The 20,553-nt window shown below is 66.3% G+C and carries 19 protein-coding genes; 9 read left to right on the top strand and 10 right to left on the bottom strand.

The annotated features are described in order from the left end of the window. Together VGV37_RS09085 and VGV37_RS09090 are read left to right on the top strand one after the other, a co-directional pair. On the top strand, window positions 1-1,112 hold a 1,112-nt coding region (locus tag VGV37_RS09085; protein WP_326879341.1), incomplete at its 5' end, for an aldehyde dehydrogenase family protein. 32 nt (window positions 1,113-1,144) lie between these two features. Next, window positions 1,145-1,939, top strand: a complete 795-nt coding sequence (locus VGV37_RS09090) for a crotonase/enoyl-CoA hydratase family protein (RefSeq protein WP_326879342.1) — start codon at window positions 1,145-1,147, stop codon at window positions 1,937-1,939. Between the two features lie 18 nt (window positions 1,940-1,957). On the opposite strand, the gene VGV37_RS09095 is transcribed toward VGV37_RS09090, so the two are convergent. Together VGV37_RS09095 and VGV37_RS09100 are read right to left on the bottom strand one after the other, a co-directional pair. Continuing rightward, window positions 1,958-2,473 (bottom strand): OmpA family protein, encoded by a 516-nt coding sequence (locus VGV37_RS09095; protein ID WP_326879343.1) that lies wholly within the window; start codon window positions 2,471-2,473, stop codon window positions 1,958-1,960. Between the two features lie 110 nt (window positions 2,474-2,583). After that, window positions 2,584-2,817, bottom strand: coding sequence for a hypothetical protein (locus VGV37_RS09100; protein ID WP_326879344.1), 234 nt, complete (start codon window positions 2,815-2,817; stop codon window positions 2,584-2,586). Window positions 2,818-3,164: 347 nt separating this feature from the next. Between VGV37_RS09100 and VGV37_RS09105 the strand changes: the two genes are divergently transcribed. The 3 genes from VGV37_RS09105 (at window position 3,165) to aqpZ (ending at window position 5,071) form a co-directional block, all read left to right on the top strand. Then, on the top strand, window positions 3,165-3,641 hold the full coding sequence (locus tag VGV37_RS09105) for a PAS domain-containing protein (RefSeq protein WP_326879345.1): 477 nt from the start codon (window positions 3,165-3,167) through the stop codon (window positions 3,639-3,641). After that, a complete protein-coding gene (locus VGV37_RS09110; RefSeq protein WP_326879346.1) occupies window positions 3,638-4,237 on the top strand; it encodes a HutD family protein in 600 nt (199 codons plus the stop codon). Before VGV37_RS09105 ends, VGV37_RS09110 begins: the two co-directional genes overlap by 4 nt. A 99-nt stretch (window positions 4,238-4,336) precedes the next feature. Further along, window positions 4,337-5,071 (top strand): aquaporin Z, encoded by a 735-nt coding sequence (aqpZ, locus tag VGV37_RS09115; protein ID WP_326879347.1) that lies wholly within the window; start codon window positions 4,337-4,339, stop codon window positions 5,069-5,071. Between the two features lie 24 nt (window positions 5,072-5,095). On the opposite strand, the gene VGV37_RS09120 is transcribed toward aqpZ, so the two are convergent. Further along, complete coding sequence (locus VGV37_RS09120) at window positions 5,096-5,770, bottom strand: TetR/AcrR family transcriptional regulator (protein ID WP_326879348.1); 675 nt, start codon at window positions 5,768-5,770, stop codon at window positions 5,096-5,098. A gap of 327 nt (window positions 5,771-6,097) precedes the next feature. Here VGV37_RS09120 and VGV37_RS09125 point away from each other — a divergent pair, with 327 nt between their 5' ends. From VGV37_RS09125 to VGV37_RS09135, 3 genes are read left to right on the top strand one after another with little or no spacing between them, the layout of a single operon-like run. Beyond that, a complete protein-coding gene (locus VGV37_RS09125; protein ID WP_326879349.1) occupies window positions 6,098-7,603 on the top strand; it encodes an efflux transporter outer membrane subunit in 1,506 nt (501 codons plus the stop codon). A gap of 30 nt (window positions 7,604-7,633) precedes the next feature. Beyond that, on the top strand, window positions 7,634-8,767 hold the full coding sequence (locus VGV37_RS09130; RefSeq protein ID WP_326879350.1) for an efflux RND transporter periplasmic adaptor subunit: 1,134 nt from the start codon (window positions 7,634-7,636) through the stop codon (window positions 8,765-8,767). A gap of 15 nt (window positions 8,768-8,782) precedes the next feature. Further along, the gene (locus VGV37_RS09135) at window positions 8,783-11,869 is read left to right on the top strand and encodes an efflux RND transporter permease subunit (RefSeq protein ID WP_326879351.1); all 3,087 of its coding nucleotides are present in this window, start codon (window positions 8,783-8,785) and stop codon (window positions 11,867-11,869) included. Between the two features lie 144 nt (window positions 11,870-12,013). Here the strand turns inward: VGV37_RS09135 and VGV37_RS09140 are convergent, their stop codons facing one another. The 5 genes from VGV37_RS09140 to VGV37_RS09160 form a co-directional block, all read right to left on the bottom strand. Then, on the bottom strand, window positions 12,014-12,787 hold the full coding sequence (locus VGV37_RS09140; protein ID WP_326879352.1) for a ferredoxin--NADP reductase: 774 nt from the start codon (window positions 12,785-12,787) through the stop codon (window positions 12,014-12,016). Between the two features lie 177 nt (window positions 12,788-12,964). Further along, window positions 12,965-13,534, bottom strand: a complete 570-nt coding sequence (locus tag VGV37_RS09145) for a PqiC family protein (RefSeq protein ID WP_326879353.1) — start codon at window positions 13,532-13,534, stop codon at window positions 12,965-12,967. Window positions 13,535-13,544: 10 nt separating this feature from the next. Next, entirely contained in the window at window positions 13,545-15,221 is a 1,677-nt protein-coding gene (locus tag VGV37_RS09150; RefSeq protein WP_326879354.1) for an intermembrane transport protein PqiB, read from the bottom strand. Then, window positions 15,214-16,449 carry a paraquat-inducible protein A gene (locus VGV37_RS09155; RefSeq protein ID WP_326879355.1) on the bottom strand — a complete coding sequence of 412 codons (1,236 nt, stop codon included), beginning with the start codon at window positions 16,447-16,449 and terminating at the stop codon, window positions 15,214-15,216. The genes VGV37_RS09150 and VGV37_RS09155 overlap by 8 nt, the downstream gene beginning before the upstream one ends. A gap of 109 nt (window positions 16,450-16,558) precedes the next feature. Beyond that, window positions 16,559-18,502, bottom strand: coding sequence for a hypothetical protein (locus tag VGV37_RS09160; RefSeq protein WP_326879356.1), 1,944 nt, complete (start codon window positions 18,500-18,502; stop codon window positions 16,559-16,561). A gap of 276 nt (window positions 18,503-18,778) precedes the next feature. On the opposite strand from VGV37_RS09160, the gene VGV37_RS09165 reads away from it, so the two are divergent. Beyond that, complete coding sequence (locus tag VGV37_RS09165) at window positions 18,779-19,150, top strand: response regulator (RefSeq protein WP_326879357.1); 372 nt, start codon at window positions 18,779-18,781, stop codon at window positions 19,148-19,150. Between the two features lie 9 nt (window positions 19,151-19,159). Here VGV37_RS09165 and VGV37_RS09170 read toward each other — a convergent pair whose 3' ends face one another. Next, window positions 19,160-19,489: a DHCW motif cupin fold protein gene (locus tag VGV37_RS09170; RefSeq protein ID WP_326879358.1), complete on the bottom strand. Its 330-nt coding sequence runs from the start codon at window positions 19,487-19,489 to the stop codon at window positions 19,160-19,162. A 22-nt stretch (window positions 19,490-19,511) separates the two neighbouring features. Beyond that, window positions 19,512-20,486 carry a threonine dehydratase gene (locus VGV37_RS09175; protein WP_326879359.1) on the bottom strand — a complete coding sequence of 325 codons (975 nt, stop codon included), beginning with the start codon at window positions 20,484-20,486 and terminating at the stop codon, window positions 19,512-19,514. Window positions 20,487-20,553: the final 67 nt, after the last annotated feature.

Raw genomic sequence — 20,553 nt, forward strand, 5'->3', positions numbered from 1 at the left:
ATCGCATGTACGAGCAATGGCATCCAATCGGCATCGTCGGGATCATCAGCGCGTTCAATTTCCCGGTCGCGGTCTGGTCCTGGAATGCGGCCCTCGCGTTCGTCTGCGGCGACGCCTGCGTGTGGAAGCCGTCGGAGAAGACGCCGCTGACCGCACTCGCGACCCACGCGCTGTTCGAGAAGGCCGCGGCCCGGTTCGGCGGTGTTCCCGCCGGCCTGTCCGCCCTGATCATCGGCCAGCGCGACATCGGCGAGGTGCTGGTCGACGACCTTCGCGTGCCGCTGATCTCGGCGACCGGCTCGACCCGCATGGGCCGCGAAGTGGGCCCCCGGCTCGCCAAGCGCTTCGCCCGCGCGCTGCTGGAACTGGGCGGCAACAACGGCATGATCGTCGCGCCATCGGCCGATCTGGATCTGGCCGTGCGCGGCATCCTGTTCGCCGCGGTCGGCACTGCCGGCCAGCGCTGCACCACGCTGCGCCGCCTGTTCGTCCATGATTCGGTCTACGACACGCTGGTGACCCGCCTGAAGCGCGCCTACGGCTCGGTGCCGATCGGCAACCCGCTCGAGGCGGGCACCCTGGTCGGGCCGCTGGTCGATCGCGCGGCCTTCGACATGATGCAGAAGAGCCTGGGCGCCGCCCGCGAAGCCGGTGGGCAGGTCGCCGGCGGCGAGCGGGTGCTGACCGAGCAATTCCCCGACGCATTCTACGTCCGCCCGGCCCTGGTCGAGATGCCGGAGCAGGCGCCGGTCGTCTGCCACGAGACCTTCGCCCCGATCCTCTACGTACTGCGCTACAGCGATCTGGCCGAGGCGATCCGGTTGCACAATGCGGTGCCGCAGGGCCTGTCCTCGTCGATCTTCACGACCGACCTGCGCGAGGCCGAGACGTTCCTGTCGGCCGCCGGCAGCGATTGCGGCATCGTCAACGTGAACATCGGCCCGTCCGGCGCGGAGATCGGCGGCGCATTCGGTGGCGAAAAGGAGACCGGCGGCGGTCGCGAATCCGGCTCGGACAGCTGGCGCGCCTATATGCGGCGCGCGACCAATACGGTGAACTATTCGCGCGAGCTGCCGCTGGCCCAGGGCATCAAGTTCGAGATCGGCGCCTGATCGGTCTCGTCCCTTCAGAGGAAACCCGCGCCATGACCGAACCGCATCCCGACGGCCGTATCCTCGTCGAGCAACGGGGACAATTGCTGTTGATCGGCATCGATCGTGTGCCGAAGCGCAATGGCTTCAGCGAGAAGATGGTGGTCGAGTTGGCCCAGGCGTTCGACCGCCTGGAGCAGGATCCGGCCGCGCGCTGCGGGGTACTCCATGCTTTGGGACCCCATTTCACCGCAGGCCTGCAACTCGACCAGCTGGCGTCCTGGTTCGAGGCCGGCCGGCACCTGGCCCTGCCGGGCAAGATCGATCCCTACAACCTGCGCCCGCCGCTGCGGACCAAGCCGGTCGTGGCGGCGGTGCAGGGGATCTGCTTCACCGCCGGGATCGAGCTTATGCTGGGAGCGGATGTCGTGGTAGCCGCGGCGGATTGCCGGTTCGGTCAGATCGAGGTGAAGCGCGGCATCATGGCCAATCACGGCGCCACGATCCGTATGGTCGAACGGGCCGGCTGGGGCAATGCCATGCGCTACCTGCTGACCGGCGACGAATTCGACGCCGAGACCGCATTGCGCCTGGGCTTCGTCCAGGAGGTCGTCGAGACGGGCCGCCAGCTCGACCGGGCGATCGAACTGGCCGAGCGGGTCGCGGCGCAGGCACCGCTCGCGGTCCAGGCGACGATCCAGAACGCCCGCAAGGCGATCGAGCATGGCCCGGCCGCAGCGGTCGCCGATTTGAGCCCGGTGCAATTGCGCCTGATGAAGAGCGAGGACGCGGCCGAAGGGGTCGCGAGCTTCCGCGAGAAGCGCGAGGCCCGTTTCACCGGGCGGTAGCGCGCCCAGGCCGGGGAGCTAGCGTGCGCTGTCGTGCGGGCCGACCGGTGCTGTAAAGGCACGAATGAGGGTGATGCGGACGCGGTGATTGGCCGGGTTCGGTCCGCCGACGTTGCTGGCCGGCGGCGCCTTGACGCGCGGCTGCGTCTCGATGCCGGCGGCGGGCACGCCTTCCTTCACGAGCATGGCCCTGACCGCCTCGGCGCGAGCTTGACCCAAGTTCTCGGCATGCTTGGCATCGTCGGAATAGCCGGTGACCTTGACGCGCGTCGCGCCGCCCTGCTTGGCCAGCTCCGCCGCCCGCGTCACCTGCTTCACCATGAGGGGGGTCAGCGTGGCGTCGTCGTTGCGAAAGAAGATGAAGACGCTGTTGAAGACGACGTCGGGCCGGGCGGCCGTGGCCGTGGCGACCGCGCCCTGAGGGGCACCGTTGGTGCCCTGAGGGGCACCGTTGGCCGGGCTTGCCGCCAAGGCCGGCGACGCGGCGGCGCCCAGCAGCGCGAAGCCGATCGAAAGCAGCATGCTCTTGCTCATCTGGTCCCCCTTAAGCCTTTGAACCATCTTGCTACAAGGGGATGCAGGGTGCCGTCCAGCGCTGATTCCGCCGCGCACGGACGCAAGAGCCGAACGGCGACCGGCCCGCGCTACTGCTGGACGAAACGTCCGACCACATTGCCGTTCTGATCGATCAGTTGCCCACCGCCCAGCGGCGAGATGACGACCCGCCCGGCGATGCGGCCCTGGTCGTCGACCAGATTGTAGCTGCGGCTGATGCCACCGACGCCGGGACCGACGACCGGCTGCGGCGGCGGCGGGGCGCTGCCGCAGCCGACGAGGCTCAAGGCGAGAAGCGGCAGGGCGAAATGACGACAACGCATGAGAAACTCCCGGGAACATCAGCGCGACGCATCGTGGAGTTGCGCCGCCGTCTCCGGCCAACGCGCCCGCGCGTCATCTCGTTCCTGTCGAGCCCCGCCGCAGCGAAGGACGGACGGCTCCCGCAATGCTCTCTGGTCCTTGTCTCAAATGCCATGCGAAAAACCTGAGCGATGCATCAAATCCGAGCAAATATCGACCAACTATTAACGTCCAGAATGTCACGCTCGTTTCAGCAGATAATCGGATTCCCAAACTAGACATGTCTTCCCTGACTTTAGATCACCGAATGGTGCCGCATCTGGGCGGGCCCCCGATCACGGAGGCGAAGCGTCCGATGCGCCCGGCGATGCGAACCACGGAACTGCGGCGCCTGCTGCAGCACTGGCACGACCTCAAGGGCGATCGGCCGCTGCCCCAGCGCGCCGATCTCGATCCGACCGACATCGCCTACTGCCTCGGCAACATCGCGCTGGTCGAAATCGAGCCGTCGTTCCGCCCGCGCTATCGCTTGGTCGGCACGCGCCTGGCCGACCTGCTGGGCGAGGATCCGACGGGGCGCTATGTCGATGAGATGTATTCGGGCGCCATCCGGAACGAGGCGCTGGGCGCCTATCGCCGCACGATCGAGACCGGCCAGCCCGACTATTGCGAGCGGGTGTTCAATCTGCTGCTCCTGAAACTGGGCTATTACAGGCTGCTGCTGCCGTTCGCCTGGCGCAGCGGCGGACAGGCCGACTTGGTCGTCGCCGCCTTCTTTCCCACCGACCGCGGGTTCCGCCGGGCCCTCGACTGGCTGGGGCGGGTCCCCAGGCAGGATGCATGAACCCGACGGCTCCCTCCGTCAGTCTGCTACCGGCGACGCTCTACCGCACCATGCCGTGGCGGAACGGACGCGGCACGACCACCGAAATCGCGCTCGGCCCCAGCGCCGGACCTGACTTCGCCTGGCGGCTCAGCATTGCCGACGTTCCGGACTCCGGCCCGTTTTCGCCATTCACGGGATTTGAGCGGTTGATCGCGGTCGTCGCCGGCGCGGGCATGCGCCTCGCCGTCGACGGTCGGCCGCCGGCAACCCTCGACCTGCACTCCCCGCCCTACGCCTTTTCGGGCGACGCGGTGACCGAGTGCACGCTCGTCGACGGACCGATCCGCGATTTCAACCTGATCTTCGACCCGGCCCGCGCGACCGCTGTCCTGACGCGGTGGCGCGGCACGGATATGCCTGCGCGAGTGCCGCTCGACGGCGGAACGGTCCTGCTCCACGCCCTGGCCGGTCGCCTGACGGTCGACGCCGGCCCACTCGGCACCTGGGTCGTGCCGGAGGGCGATACGCTCCGGCTCGACCGGGCGGCCGGGACGATGATGCTGGCGGGCGACAGCGGCAGCCATGTCCTGCTCGCCAGGATCGCGCCGCACTAGAAACCATCTTGGCGGGAGGAATGCCCCTGCAATTCCCTGGAAACGGACAACACTTCGCATTAGAAGATGATGAGTCGTTTTCAATCGACGGGGGTTACGATGGGCAGGAAACTCGCGGCCGAATTTTTCGGTACCTTCTGGCTGGTCTTCGGCGGTTGCGGCAGCGCGGTGCTCGCGGCCGGCTTCCCTCAATTGGGCATCGGCTTCGTCGGCGTTTCGTTCGCCTTCGGTCTCACCGTCCTGACCATGGCCTATGCCGTGGGCGGAATTTCCGGCGGTCATTTCAATCCCGCCGTCTCGCTGGGTCTCGCCATCGCCGGCCGGTTCGACTGGAGCGAATTGATCCCGTACTGGATCGTCCAGGTGATCGGTGGCTTGGCGGCCGCGACGTTTCTCTACGTCATCGCATCGGGCTCGCCCACGTTCGCCGCCGGCGGCTTCGCTTCGAATGGCTATGGCGACCTGTCGCCCGGACACTACGGCCTGGTCTCGGCGCTCATCATCGAAATCACGCTGACCGCAGGCTTCCTGATCGTCATCCTGGGATCGACGTCGAAGGCGGCGCCCGTGGGCTTTGCCCCGATCGCCATCGGCCTCGCCCTGACCCTGATCCATCTGATCTCGATCCCGGTCACCAATACGTCGGTCAACCCGGCACGCTCCACCGCCGTCGCTTTCTTCTCGACGACGGGGGCATCCAGCCAGCTCTGGCTGTTCTGGCTTGCTCCCCTGCTGGGTGCCGCCATCGGCGCGATCATCTGGAAGTGGCTGCTGGCCCCCGGCGAATCGCCGGCCCTGATCGGTCGCGAGCCGGAATTGGCACCGACGGCCTGACGCCTCGGCGCGGAGCCCCTCGCATCAGATCGATACGGTGGGTTCCGCGCCGGTGCCTTTGAAGAAGATGTCGAGCCCGCGCTCGACCCGGCGATCGATCATGGCCCAGGTCGGCGGCTCGTCCTGGCCATAGAGCAGACGCAACTGCGGCTCGCTGATGACGAAGCCGCAGAGAATGCTGGCCGCCTCGTCGGCATCGTCGACATTGAGCACGCCGCGCTGGCGCTGGCGCTCGAACCACTGCACCAGCGTGCATTTGCCGTGATCCATCGCTTCGCGCAGGAAAGCCTGGGCCAGCTCCGGAGTCCGCAGCGCCTCGGAAATCACCAGACGGTGCATCGCGACCTGACGCGGCGACAGCACGAAGCGCGCGAGCTGACGCAGGAAATCCTCGAGCACGACGCGTGGGCTGCGCGTCCCGTCGTCGGTCTTGATCGGCGTCATCAGATGTTCGGTGTACTGGGCGATCAGCGCCGCGAACAGCGCCTGTTTCGTCGCGAACAGCTGATAGATCGTCTTCTTGGACATGCCGGCGCGGCGCGACACGTCATCCATCGTGGCCAGGCCGTAGCCCCGCTCGATAAACACGTCTTCGGCTGCCTGGATCAGGCGGCCGCGCCGCTCGTCCTCGGAAATGGGCTTCGGACGGCCGCGCAGACGCGGGCCGCAACACCGCATCGCCGTGATGCAATCGACCATGTCGCTCCTCCGCCTATCCGCGCGTCGGTGGTCGCGCATCGCCGCAGGTCGTGCGGATAGGAAACTCCATGGTTTCTTACTTAGGCCGCTTGGCGGCCGACAGCAAGCGACGATCGGATATGTGGGACATGATCCGCCCCGAACTCTCTCAAACAGAGAAGCGGCTGGCAGGTTCCTCAGAATATTGCGCCCGCTCACTTGACTCCCGAGAGCCGTATCCCTAGCTTCCTGGCGTCAAGAAACGCAATAGTTTCTTAAATTTTCCGCAGCATCCCGCGCCTCCGCGGGCGTTCCCACCGATTGTCAGGCTTCCAGGAGCATCAAGACGTGACGAGCTCAAGGCGCATTATCGCCCGGGCGGCCTCTTCAGCGACATTGGCACTTGTTGCCGGTTGCGCCGTCGGACCGGATTTCAAAGCTCCGGCCGCGCCGATCGACGCCGGATACAGCACCGACGCCCTGCCGAAGCAGACCACGTCGGCCAACGTCGCCGGTGGTGCCGCGCAACGCCTGGTCGATGGTCAGGACATTCCGGGCGAATGGTGGTCGCTCTATCATTCCGAGCCGCTCAACAAACTTGTCGAGACCGCGCTCAAGGCCAACCCGGATCTCGACGCCGCCCAGGCAGCGCTGCGCGAGGCCCAGGAAAATGTGCTGGCCGGCGACGGCGCGCTCTACCCCACGCTCACCGGCAATCTGTCCGGGTCGCGCCAGAAGGCGCTGTCGGCCGGGTTCGGCTCGTCGATCTACAGCCTGTACGGCGCCAGCGCGAACGTCTCCTACACGATCGACATCTGGGGCGGTACGCGTCGCAACATCGAATCGCTCGAGGCGCGGGCCGAGTTCCAGCGCTATCAGCTCGAAGCCAGCTATCTCAGCCTGACCGCGAACCTCGTGACCGCCGCCATTACCGAAGCGTCGCTGCGCGGGCAGATCCAGGCGACCGAGGAGATCATCCGGGTCGAGAGCAAGAGCCTCGACACGGTCCGCCGGCAGTTGTCGCTGGGCGGGGTCGCGCGGGCGGATTTCCTGACCCAGCAATCGACCCTGGCCGCGACCCAGGCGACCTTGCCGCCGCTGCAGAAGCAGCTGGCCCAGGAGCGCAACCTGATCCAGGTCTATGCCGGCCGCTTCCCGAACCAGGACACCGGCGAGCAGTTCGATCTGGCGGCCCTCGTCCTGCCGCCCGACCTGCCGGTATCGCTGCCGTCCAAACTGGTCGAGCAGCGGCCCGACGTCCAGGCGGCCGAGGCGAGCCTGCATGCCGCCAGCGCCGCCATCGGCGTGGCCATCGCCAACGAGCTGCCGCAGCTGACCATCACCGGCGATCTCGGCCTGCAGGCCCTGCAGATCGGCAAACTGTTCCAGGCCGGCAGCAGCGTCTGGGGCATCGGCGCCAGCGCCACCGGCACGATCTTCGACGGCGGCAAGCTGCTGCACACCAAGCGTGCGGCTGATGCCGCGTTCGACCAGGCAGCCGCACAATATCGTTCGACCGTCCTTTCCGCCTTCCAGGACGTCGCCAACGCGCTCCGCGCGCTGACCTCCGATGCCGACGCGCTCAAGGCGCAACTGGCGGCCGAAACGGCGGCCGCGGACAGCCTGAACCTGTCCCAGGCGCAGTTCCAGGCCGGCGGCATCTCGTTCCTGACGCTGCTTACCGCCCAACAAACCTATCAGCAGGCGCACATCGGGCTCGTCAGAGCCCAGGCCGCCCGCTACGCCGACACTGCCGCCCTGTTCCAGGCTCTCGGCGGTGGCTGGTGGAATCGCAGCGATGTCGCCGCAAAAGACAGCGGTGCCGCCCAACGGATGACTGACGCAGCCCTGTAACGCGGCGCGTTCAAAAACGGAGAGTTTTCGATGGCCAAACGCATGATCATCATGCTGCTGCTGGTCGCATTGGTGCTGGGCGGGATCTTCGGTTTCGAGGCCTTCAGGGCCAAGATGATCAAGCAATTCCTCGCAGGCTTCGGCAACCAGCCCCAGACCGTGGCGACGACCGTCGCCGGCCAGCAGCCGTGGCAGCCGCAGCTGAGCGCGGTGGGCTCCGTGCGCGCGGTCAATGGCGCCGACCTGTCGCTCGAAGTGCCGGGCATCGTCGACCAGATCCAGTTCAAGTCCGGCGAGGACGTGAAGGCCGGCGCCCCGCTGCTGACGCTGCGCTCCGAGGATGACGTGGCGAAGCTGCATTCGCTCGAGGCGATGGCGGATCTCGCCCGCATCACCTATGAGCGCGACCAGAAGCAGTTCAAGGTCGAGGCGGTCAGCCAGCAGGTCCTGGACTCCGATGCCGCCAACCTGAAGAACGATCTCGCCCTGGCCGAACAGCAGCGCGCCATCGTGGCGAAGAAGTTCATCAAGGCGCCGTTCGACGGCCGCCTCGGTATCCGGCAGGTCGACATCGGCCAGTATCTGCAAGCCGGCACCAATATCGTAACCCTGCAGGCGCTCGATCCGATCTTCGTCGACTTCACCCTGCCGCAGCAGGCGCTCTCCCAGCTGCAACTCGGCCAGAAGGTGACAGCGGTGATCGACGCCTATCCGGGCCAGAGCTTCACGGGCGAGCTGGTGGCGATCGATCCCAAGGTCGACACCGCGACCCGAAATCTGCAGATCCGGGCGGCGTTCAAGAACCCGGACCACAGGATGCTGCCGGGCATGTTCGCCACCACCTCGATCGATACCGGGACGCCGCAGCAGTTCGTGACGCTGCCGCAGACGGCAATCACCTACAACGCCTATGGCAGCACCGCCTACCTGGTCGACGACCAGGGCAAGGACGACAAGGGCCAGGCCAAGCTCCAGGCGCGCCAGGTGTTCGTGACCGTGGGCGATACCCGGGGCGATCAGGTCGCCATCCTCAAGGGCATCAAGGCGGGCGACCAGGTGGTCACCGCCGGTCTGGTCAAGCTGCGCAACGGCAGTCCGGTCGTCATCAATAATTCGGTGGTTCCCTCGAATGACGCCAATCCCGTCATCAAGGAAAACCAGTAACAGGCGGACCGGACGATGAATTTCACCGATCTCTTCATACGCCGGCCCGTTCTGGCCACGGTCGTCAGCCTGATGATCCTGGTCCTGGGCCTGCGCGCGGCATTTTCCCTGCCGATCCTGCAATATCCCCGGACCGAAAACGCGATCGTCACCGTCAGCACCACCTACTACGGTGCCGATCCCGACGTCATCGCCGGCTTCATCACGACGCCGCTGGAAAATGCCATCGCCCAGGCGAACGGCATCGACTACATGACGTCGACCAGCCAGAACAGCACCAGCACGATCACCGTCAACCTTCGCCTCAACTACGATTCCGACAAGGCGCTGACCGAGATCTCGGCCAAGGTCAGTTCGGTCTTGAACCAGCTGCCGCCCGGATCGCAGCAGCCGACACTGGCGGTCAAGGTCGGGCAGACCATCGACGCCATGTACATCGGCTTCAACAGCGACGTGCTGGCGTCCAACCAGATCACCGACTACCTGGTTCGCGTCGTCCAGCCCAAGCTGCAGTCGGTCGAAGGCGTGCAGACTGCGGAGCTGTTGGGCCAGCAGAGCTTCGCGTTGCGCGCCTGGCTCGATCCGATGAAGCTCGCCGCTTACAGCCTCACCGCGGCCGATGTTTCCGCGGCGCTGCAGGCGAACGACTACATCTCGGGCGTCGGCAACACCAAAGGCCAGATGATCCAGGTCAATCTGAGCGCGTCGACCAGCCTCCATACGGTCGACCAGTTCAAGAAACTGGTCCTGAAACAGGCCAACGGCGCGATCGTTCGCCTGGGCGACGTCGCCGACGTGCAACTGGGCGCCGACAGCTATGAAGCGACCGTCGGCTTCGACGGCAAGAAGGCGGTCTATATCGGCATCCAGGTGGCGCCGGCCGCCAACCTGCTGCAGGTGATCGATGGCGTACGCGCGGCCTTCCCGGACATCCTCTCGCAATTGCCCGCCGGATTGCACGGCGAGATCGTCTATGATTCGACGGCTTTCGTGAACAGCTCGATCAGCGAAGTGGAGAGCACGCTGATCGAGGCGCTGCTGATCGTGACCGTCGTCGTCTTCCTGTTCCTGGGCTCGCCGCGGTCTGTGTTGATCCCGACCGTCGCCATTCCCTTGTCGCTCGTCGGCACCTTCATCCTGATGGCCGCCTTCGGCTTCTCGATCAACCTCCTGACCCTGCTGGCACTCGTGCTGGCGATCGGCCTCGTCGTCGACGACGCGATCATCGTGGTCGAGAACGTCAACCGGCATCTCGAAGAAGGCATGAAACCCGTCGGCGCCGCCATCCAGGCGGCGCGCGAACTGGGCGGGCCGATCATCGCCATGACCGTCGTGCTGATCGCGGTCTACGTGCCGATCGGCTTTCAGAGCGGCCTGACGGGCGCGCTGTTCACCGAGTTCGCCTTCACCCTCGTGGGCGCCGTCACGGTGTCGGCGGTGGTGGCATTGACCCTCACCCCCATGATGTCGTCGCGCATCCTGAAGCCGCATAGCCACGATCGCAGCGGCTGGGAAGAACGGATCGTCGATTTCATCGATCGCCGGTTCAACGGCATCCGCCGCGGCTACCAGCGCTGGCTGCACGGCAGCCTGAACTACCGGCCGGTGACCTATCTGTTCGGCATCATCATCCTGGCGTCGCTGGCCCCGCTCTGGCTCGGCGCCAAGCAGGAACTGGCGCCGCAGGAAGACCAGGGCGTCGTGGTGGCACTGTCGACCTCGACCCCCACGGCGACCCTGCAGCAGCGCCAGCTTTATAACCGGCAGGTCTACGAGACGTTCGCCAAGCATTCTGAAACCGACCACGTGTTCCAGATCGACGCACCCGGCCAGTCGATCGCGGGCATGGTGCTGAAACCCTGGGATCAACGCGCGCTCACGTCCAACCAGCTGCAACCGGCGATGCAGGCGGAACTGGCCGGCATCGCGGGTTCGCAGATCGTGGCGTTCCAGCTGCCCTCGCTGCCCGGCGCCAACGGCCTGCCGATCCAGTTCGTCATCAACTCGACCGATTCATTCGACCGGCTGAACCCGATCGCTCAGCAATTCCTGGGTGCGGCGCTGAAGAGCGGGCTGTTCATCTTCCTCAACACCGACCTCAAGATCGACCAGCCGCAATCGACGATCGACATCGACCGCGACAAGGCCGCCGAACTGGGCCTGAGGATGAGCGACATCGGCGGCGCGATGGCGTCGATGCTCGGCGGCGGCTACGTCAATTATTTCAGCCTGGACGGCCGGTCCTACAAGGTCATTCCCCAGGTCGCCCAGCAGTCGCGCCAGAACACGCAACAGCTGCTCGACTATTACATCCGCAACTCGGCCGGCACCGCGATTCCGCTCTCGACCTTGGCCAAGATCTCGACCAAGACGGTCCCTGAGTCGCTGAACCATTTCCAGCAGCTCAACAGCGCCACCATCCAGGGCGTAATGGCGCCGGGCGTGTCGATGGGCCAGGCACTCGACGCGCTGAAGCAGATCGCGCATGACACGCTGCCGGCCGGCTATTCGGTCGACTATGGCGGTCAGTCCCGCCAGGCGATCCAGGAATCCGGCGGCTTCTTCGTGACGATGGGCTTCGCGCTCATCATCATCTTCCTGTCGCTCTCAGCCCTGTTCGAGAGCTTCCGCGACCCGATCATCATCCTGGTGTCGGTGCCGACCGCCATCGCCGGCGCGCTGATCTTCCTCAGCCTCGGCATCGGGGGCGCCACCATCAACATCTACACCCAGGTGGGAATCGTGACGCTGGTCGGCCTGATCAGCAAGCACGGCATCCTGATCGTCGAGGTGGCGAATGAGTTGCAGGCGGAAGGCAAGACCAAGCGCGAGGCCATCGAAGGCGCCGCCACGGTTCGTCTGCGGCCGATCCTGATGACCACGGCGGCGATGGTGCTGGGCGTCGCCCCGCTGATCTTCTCGAGCGGCGCCGGCGCCGTATCCCGCTTCAACATGGGCCTGGTCATCGCGACCGGCCTCACCATCGGCACCCTGTTCACGCTGTTTGTCGTGCCGGCGGTGTACATGCTGATCGCCGGCGACCATCACGTGGTCCCGGAAGAAAAGCCGGAGCCGGAACATCCCCACCCCGCGGTGGTGTGATCCGAAGGGGCGGCACTCCGGTGCCGCCCTTTTTCATGGGGCCCGCAGCCTCGGCACGCGATCGAGGCCACACTTCTTCCAGGAATCAAAAAGGGCGCCCCGTTGCCGAGGCGCCCTTTTTAGCGGAGGGGTCGCTCGCGTAGGCTATTGCTCGACGAACGCCTTCTCTATGACGAAATGACCAGGGCTCGAGCTCGAGCCTTCGACGAAGCCGCGTTCCTCGAGGATGGTCTGGGTGTCCTTGAGCATGCCCGGGCTGCCGCACAGCATGATCCGGTCGCCCTCGGCATCGAACGGCGCCAGGCCCAGGTCGGAAAACAGCTTGCCCGACCGGATGAGGTCGGTGATGCGGCCCTGGTTGCGGAAAGCATCGCGGGTCACGGTCGGGTAATACAACAGCTTGTCGCGCACCATGTCGCCGAAGAATTCGTTGTTCGGCAGCTCGTCGGTGATCAGTTCCTGATAGGCGAGCTCGCCCACGTGGCGGCAACCATGGACCAGCACGACGCGCTCGTAGCGGTCGTACACTTCCGGGTCTTTGATCACGCCCAGGAACGGCGCCAGGCCGGTGCCGGTCGACAGCAGGTAGAGCGTCTTGCCTGGCAGCAGATTGTCGAGCAGCAGGGTCCCGACCGGCTTGCGCCCGACCAGGATCTCGTCGCCGACCTTGAGGTGCTGCAGGCGCGAGGTCAGCGGACCGTTCGCGACCTTGATGCTGAAGAACTCCAGGTTCTCTTCATGGTTGGCGCTGACCAGACTATAGGCGCGCAGCAGCGGCCGGCCGTCGATCTCCAGGCCCATCATGGTGAACTGGCCGTTCTGGAACCGGAAGGACGGATCCCGGGTCGCCTTGAAGCTGAACAGGGTATCGGTCCAATGACGCACTTCGAGGACGCGCTGCTTCTGCAGATTGCTCATGTCTTGCCGAACTCGCGAGAAAGGAATCGTCAGGCTGCCGTGAAGAGGGCATAGGCTGATTACATTGCACTGCAGCAATAGGCAAGCGTCAGGCGCCCCGTCATTTTGCAAGGGTGATTTGTGCGACGAGGCGCTTGAAGCCGCGAGGACGCGTTATCGGTCCGGCGGCACCGCCTGCTAGCGGACCTGCGCCGCAATGCGGTCGGCAAGAATGCCGAGGGCGGCGCTCATGGCGGTGACCGTTCCGTCGATATCACCGCTGGCCGGCACCTCGATATGCTCCTCGTGCCGGGCGAGCGCCTGCTCGGCCCCCTCGCCCAGCAAGGTCCAGCGGGCAACGAGCGTGACCGGACCGGCCATCGTGCCCTCGAACCGCTCGATCACGACATCGAGCTTGTGCAACGACCGCGGCGGCGCCGGATCGTCCTGGCGCACCGTAGCGCCCGGCGGCAGGCGCTGCGCCAGATCGGCCGCGAGCGCGCCCCGCGCCAGTTCGTCGAGCGCGCCGGCCCAGCGATCGTCGTCGGCCATGTCGAGCCGCCCGGGCCCTGCCCGCCGCACGATCTGCGGGCGGTCCAGCTCCGGCGGGACGGTGACGCTGTCGAGGCGGACCGGCACGGCCGACAGGCGCCCGGCCGGCGGGCTCGCCGACGCCACCGGGTCGAGCGTGTGGAACCGAGTCGGCGCGCTGGCGCAGGCGGCGAGCAGGGCCGTGAAACCGACGGCGGCGAGGCGGCGGGCGTGCATCTTCCCTCTCCTAACGGGCCGAGCCCGTCCGGCCGCGCAACAGCGCTTCCGGATGCTGGTCGAGATAGTCGGTGAGCGCGCGGATCGAGCGCGCGGAATCGGTGAGCTCGTGGATCAGCGCCGGCAGGTCGCGGCTACGGTCGCCGCCGGCCCCCATCAGCCGTTGCGCCGCCTCGAGCGTCTGATCGGCGGCGTCGGCCGTCCGGTGAAGGCTTTCGAGCGTCGGGCCGATCTGCTGGTTCGTCTTCTGCGTGATCTGGTCGAGGTTGGCGAGCGAACGATCGAGCGACTTGACCGCGCGGCCCAGCTCCGGCCCGGTCGTCGCCTGATCGACATGGGCAATGATGTTGTGCAATCCCATGCCGATTTCGGCGATCGGCAGGTTCGCCAGCTTGTCCATGAACTGGTTGGCCGAGGTCGAGAGCGCATCGAGATCGCCCGAACCCACGGTCGGAATCTGCGGCTGCGGCCCACTATAGTCGATCGCGGCCGGCGCCTGATCCGGCACGAACTCGAGTTGGATCAGCCGTTCGCCGGTCAGCAGGTTGGCCGAGCCCAGCCGGGCGCGCAGCCCCTGCTTGACCAGCCGGTCCATCGCCTGGTTGATCAACTCGATCGGCGGCACGGGATTGTCGCCCGTCTTGTTCTTCTCGAGCGGCAGCAGGGTCGGGTCGATGTCGAAGGTCACGGGCGCCCGCAGTGTTCCGCTGGCGGCGTCGTAGTCCAGATGCACGTCGCGCACGTGACCGACCCGCATGCCCTGCAGCTCGACCGTCCCGCCGCTGGACAGGCCATGAACGCTGCCGGGGAAATGAGCGATGTAGGTCACGGTCGGCCCGGTCGGCTGCTGGTCGGCCTCGTCCTGGCTGTTGTAGAGGTGGAATTCCGCGCCCGTCTTGCTGGCCACTTCCCACATCGCCGCATCCGACGTGTCGAAGCCGATGCCGCCGGCGATGAGCGCCTGCAGCGAGCGCGTGCTGGCGCGCAACCCGCCGGCGCCGGCCGAGATCGAGACGCCGCTGACGTTCCAGAAATGGCTCTTGGGCCGCACCAGCTTGTCGTAGGGCGCACGGACATAGACAAAGATGTCGGTCTGCCGAGCCTGTGCACCCAGCTGATAGCCCAGCACCTCGCCAACGCTGATGCCCCGGTAATAGAGTGGCGCCCCCTGGCTGATTGAAGCCAGGTCGTCGGCATGCAGCGTGAACCGCGTGCCGGGCACGTCCGCCTCGTCGACGACCGGCGGCTCTTCGAGGCCGGCGAAATGATCGGTCGGCTGACCGACCTGCCCCGGGTCCATCTCGATATATGCGCCGGACACCAGCGTGTTGAGGCCGGTGATGCCGGCCGCGGTCACACGGGGGCGCACGATCCAGAAGCGCGAGTTCGAGGTCACGTGATCCTCGACCTGCCGTTCCAGCACGGCGGTGACCTCGACATGGCTCATGTCCTTGGTCAGCACGACGCTCTTGACCGTGCCGACGTCGACGTCCTTGTGCCGGATCTTGGTATGCCCCGCCTCCAGCCCGTCGGCCGAGGTGAAGGTGATGGTCACGGTTGGGCCATGATCGGCGAAGGTCTGGAAACCGACCCAGACCACAACCAGGAAAGCCGCGATCGGAACCAGCCAGACGATCGCCACCAGCCGGCTGCGCCGGACGCGCGCCGTGCTCTCGCCTTCACTCATTCCCGCTCTCCACCACATCCCACATCAACCGCGCATCGAACGACTGCGAGGCGAGCATGGTCAGCACCACGACCGCCGCAAAGGCGATCGCACCCGGTTCCGCCTCGACCCGCGTCAGGCTGCCAAACTGCACCAGCGCGGTCAGGATCGAGATCATGAAGACATCGATGTTCGACCATCGGCCGATGCCTTCGATGAACCGGTAGAGCCGGGTCCGCGCCATCACCCGCCGGGTCAATCCCCGCCGGATCGCCAGCAGGAACCAGGTGAGCCCGGTCAGCTTGATCAGCGGGATCGCGATCGAGGCCAGGAACACGATCAGGGCCAAGGGCCACAACCCGGACTGCAGCAATTCGCGCACGCCGGCGAAGATCGTCGAGGGCTGGTCGCGGCCGAAGCGCACGATGCGCAGGATCGGCAGGATGTTGGCCAGGATGTAGAGAAAGAAGGCCGAAGCCGTGAGCGCTGCCGTTCGTGTGAACGAGTCGGGCCGGCGCCAATGCAGCCGGGCGGCGCAGCGCGGGCAGATCGTGCCCTCCCGATCCAGAGGCGCGATCAGCCCGCATTCCAGGCAATCGATCACGTCGCCGGTCTCGCTTCCCGGCAGCGCGCCCGGGCCGATGACCCGCCAGACGACGCGCGGATCGAGCACCGCATCGATCGCCAGCACGATCAGGGCAAAAGCGATGAAAGCCCAGCCCCCCTGCGCGATCTCGACGCTGGCGACATCGCGGATACGGCTATAGGCGACGAGGCTGCCGAGCAGATAGACCTCGGTCATCGCCCAGGGCCGCAGGCGGGTCGCCTGACGGAACAGCCAACCAAGCCAGGGCCGCCGCTCGCCGCGCAGCACCAGGAACAGCGACGGCACCAGCGACGCGAGCCACAGCACCGGCGCCGCCACGCTGAACAACCCGACCAGAACGCCCAGCACGGGATAGCCGGCATCCCACAGCGAGGTCATCCCGGTAATCGTCAGGTTGCGCCGTTCGTTGCCCTCGAAACTCACGATCATCAGCGGTTCGAAATTGGCCGGCAGCAACAGCAGGAGTGCCGCGGCGGCCAGGGCCAGTGCGGCACTGACGCCCCCTGGGATCCGGCGCAGCAGGGTGGAGCCGCAACGCGCGCAATCGGCCACCGAATGGTGGGGCACCGGCGGCAGGCTTTGGGCGAGGCCGCAATCGGGGCAGTAGATCCGCCCGATGCGCTCGGCAGGCGCAATATTCATCGACACCCTCGAACCGGCGGCGATCCCAAGGTGGATCGCCCTTCAGAGAAACGCGGCAGCTTTCGATAAGTTGCGCGGAGACGAACCCGTTCGCGCAACGGTTCGAGCGTCAGGATGGCGGATGAGGATCCGCCGGGAGCGTGACCGATGGCGTCGCCGCGGGGATCTGCGGGATCTTGACCGTGTAGGTCGAGGTCGCGTCGGGGGTCGTGGTGGTCGTCGTTGTTGTGGTGGTCGTGCCCGGCAGGGGCGCCAGAGGATCGTCCGTCGTGGCCGGCACCGGGGGTGTCGGAAGAAGCGGCGCCGGGGCCGCGACCGGATCGGCCGGCGACATCCCGGCTTTGACGGCATCCTGTGACGTTTCGACCGCCCCGACTGGCGACAGGGCGGAGGCCGGCGCGCTCGACGGCGAAACGGGCGCAGTCACCACCGCCGTGACCGGTGCGGGCGACGCCACCGGCGGCGACAGGGCCGACGCGGCTGGTGTTGCCGGCAGATCGGCGGACGGCGATGTGGGCGGGACGATCGCGGCCGTCGCCGGGACCGATGCGGTATCGGGCGGCGTGGTCGTCGGGGCAGACGCCTGCGTACCTTGCGGCGCCGGTTCCGGCGCTGTCGCCGCCTGCTCCGGTACGGGAACGATCGGCGCGCCATCGACCGAGGGAACGCCAGGAGCGCCGGCGGTCGCAACCGCCGGCGTTTCCGGTGTCGCCGGCGTAGGTACCGGCGCCTCGGGCGCCGTCGCGACGGCGTCCGTCGGTGCTGCGGGAGCCACGACCGGTGCCGGCGGATCGGGCACAGGACCGCGGTCGAGCGCCTGGGCCAGCATCTGCTGGTTCGCCGGATACCAGATATTGCCCATGTGACCCCCATGGGGGAACACGGTCAGCCGCGCGCCGAGCGTCGTTTTCAGATAGGCCAGGTCCTCGGGTCGAAGCAGGAAATCGTCGGCATTGTGGAAGACCTCGACTTCCCGATGGCTCGCCAGGAAGTCGTGCAAGCCATAGAGCGTCTCGTCTTTCAACAACTGGCTCGCCGCCCGCTTGCCACCCAGCTGGGGCTCGACGAACTTGCTGAGGTAATCCTCGAAACCGTATTGCGCCGCTTCCTTTTCGCGCGCATCGAGACTGGTCTTGTTGGCCGGGCTCTTGAGGATACCCTCGTCCCTGATCTGCTGCGTCACCATGATGACGTCGGTCAGGCTGTTGCGGAACAGGCCGAACAGCACGTACTTCAGCTGGTCGTCGGTCAGTGTGTTCTGCTGGGCCAGATCGCGGAAATAGGGTGCCCCCTGCGGATCGGTCAGGTTGGCGTCGGCGACCAGCTTGAAGGCGCGCGCCTTGACCGTCTTCTTCTCGTCGGCCGACCAGTTCTCGCCCGTCGCCGCCAGACTGTCGAGCATGTGCAGGTCGTAGAACGTATCGACCGGCGGATTGAGCAGCACGACCTTGTCGAACTTCAGCCGCGGTTGCTGCGCTTCGCGGGCGGCCAGGAAGGCGCCTTCCAAGGCACCCATCGAATAGCCCACGAGCTTGGTCTGCCGGATCTTCATGCCGTCGACCCGGACCGCATGGTCGCGCGCCCGGACGATGAAATTCTCGAGATCGCCGGCATCGACGCTGGGAATGCCGACATAGCCCGAAGCCGAGGCACCCAGCGCGAATTGCCAGTTGAACGCGTCCGGCACGACCAGGACGTTGTAGCCCATGGCGAAGATCTGGCCGCCCAGGTAGAGCGCCAGCGGATCTTCGGCGACCGACCCCAGCCCCGAAATCAGCACGACGAGATCGGCCGGCTTTTCCTGGCGATAGGTAACGTAATAGACGCGCGACCTGTCTTCGAACAGCGGCGTACGCGCCCGGGCCGGAAGCAAGGTCAGGTCCTTGACCTGCTTCTCGGGCAGCTTCGGGTCTTTGAGCAAGGCGACCGAGGCGGTCGCAAGCCAGCTGTCGTGGTAGGGATAGTCGTAGTTGGCGGGCACATCGGCACAGAATGCCGGCAGGTTGGCGAAGCAGCAGAGCGCCAGGGCCGATACGGCGAGCGGTTTCAACATCTTGATTTCGCCATCCGAAGGATCTCGTTCCATCGCGGTCGCGAACTCGCGCCCGCGATGCTCGATTGGCAAACCCTGCGGCGCGCCGAACGTTCCTGCGATGGCGTCGATGAGAGCGGGGCAAACGATCGACAGAGGAAAAAATGTGCGATCGCGAAATCGCACCGTCTCCAAATGTCGGCATTTTCCGCCACACTGGGAAATTGTCCGGCTCCAGCCTCATGGCCGCCATGTCGTCTGTCGGGATCTTTCTTTAGATTTGGCTGTTGTAGAGACATGGAACAGCAACCACCCACAATCCTGCTGGTCGAGGACGATTGCGATATTCGCGACGTGACCCATGCCTTGCTCGAAAGCCTGGGCTATGCCGTGATCGAAGCGTCGCATCCGGCCGCAGCCCTCGCCATCGTCGCCGGTGCGGCGCCGATCGACCTGATCTTCACCGACGTCCAGATGCCGGGGATGAACGGCTTTCAGCTGGCCGACGCGATCCGCCGAATTCGGCCGACCATACCCGTGGTCTACGCAACGGGCTATGCCGGCACGCTTGCGGGCAACGACAACCATCCGCATGGCCCGATCCTGTCCAAGCCCTATCGGATGGCGACCCTGCGCAGCGTGGTCGGCCAGTCGTTGAAGCGGCACTAGCCGCCGATCTCAATCGACAATGAACACCGTGGCACCTGTGGCCGTATAGATCATGTGTTCACCATCGTCGTCCGCGACATGGAAGCTCATGCCGGCCACGGTGTCGAAGCGCCGGCCGTCGCCCAGTTCGACGGTCAGCGCACCTTGTTGGACCAGCACGACATGCCCGCGCGGGCACCAGTGATCCGCCCGGTAATTCGCCGAGAACTCGACTTGTCGCAGGCGCAGACTGCCGGCCTCGACCATCCGGGCGCGGACGACTCCGGTTTCGCCGGGCGCTTCGGTCACCGGCACGGCCGACCAGTCCGTGGTAGCGAAGGGCACGTTCTCGATCTTCATGTCGTCACCGATCCCATGAGCATCAGAGGGCCGGCGTGCGGCCTTGGAGGATGTCGGCGAACATCGACGCATCGATGTTGCCGCCCGATAGAATGACGCCGGCCCGCTTGCCGGCATAGCGTTCCCGTTCGCCGATGAGCGCCGCCAGCGGTGCCGCCCCTGCGCCCTCCGCCAGGTTATGCGTATCGGTATAATAGATGCGGATCGCCTCGGCGATTGCCGCCTCGCTCACCCGAACGATCCGCGCGGCACCCGCCTGGATGATGGCCAGCGGTCCGGCCTGTGGATCGCGGCAGGCCATGCCATCGGCGAAGGTACGGGCGGTATTGGTCGGCACGGCATGGCCGGCCTCGAAGGACAGGGCGAAGGCAGGGGCCTGCTCCGCGACCACGCCGACGATCTCGGTATCGAGGCCCAGCAGGTCGCGCACGGTGATCAGGCCGCAGATGCCCGAGCCCATGCCGATCGGCACATAGACTACATCGAGGCCGCGGGCCGCCTGGAACAGCTCGTGCGCGTAGCTGGCGACGCCCCTCACGATATCCGCATGAAACGCCGGCACGAAATGATAGCCGCGGTCCTCTGCGATCCGCGCGGCCGTCGCGCGGCTCTCGTCGAAATCGGCACCGGCGACGATCAGTTCCGCGCCGAAGCCGACCATTGCGGCATTCTTCTCGACCGAATTGCCGACGGGGACGACGATCACGGCCGGGATCCCGTTGCGGGCGGCAGCCACGGCGACGGCTTGGCCATGGTTGCCGCGGGTGGCCGAGACCACGCCGCGCGGCAATGCACCCCGCTTGCGCAGCCCATCCAGATAGACCAGCACGCCGCGCGCCTTGAACGCGCCGGTCGGCGTGTGGTTCTCGTGCTTGACGACGACCTCGACCCCGGTCCGGTCCCGCAGCAGCGGCCAGGCATAGGCCGGCGTCGCCGGAACGAAGGTGCGGACCACGGCGGTGGCGTCGGCGAGATCTTCGAGCGAGAACAGCGGCATGGACATTCCTCATGAACGGATGAGTCCGAATACCGCATCCTGGCGTCGGGGCGCTTTCAGAAAACCG

The organism is Aliidongia sp., from assembly GCF_035943795.1.
GTDB lineage: Bacteria > Pseudomonadota > Alphaproteobacteria > ATCC43930 > CGMCC-115725 > Aliidongia.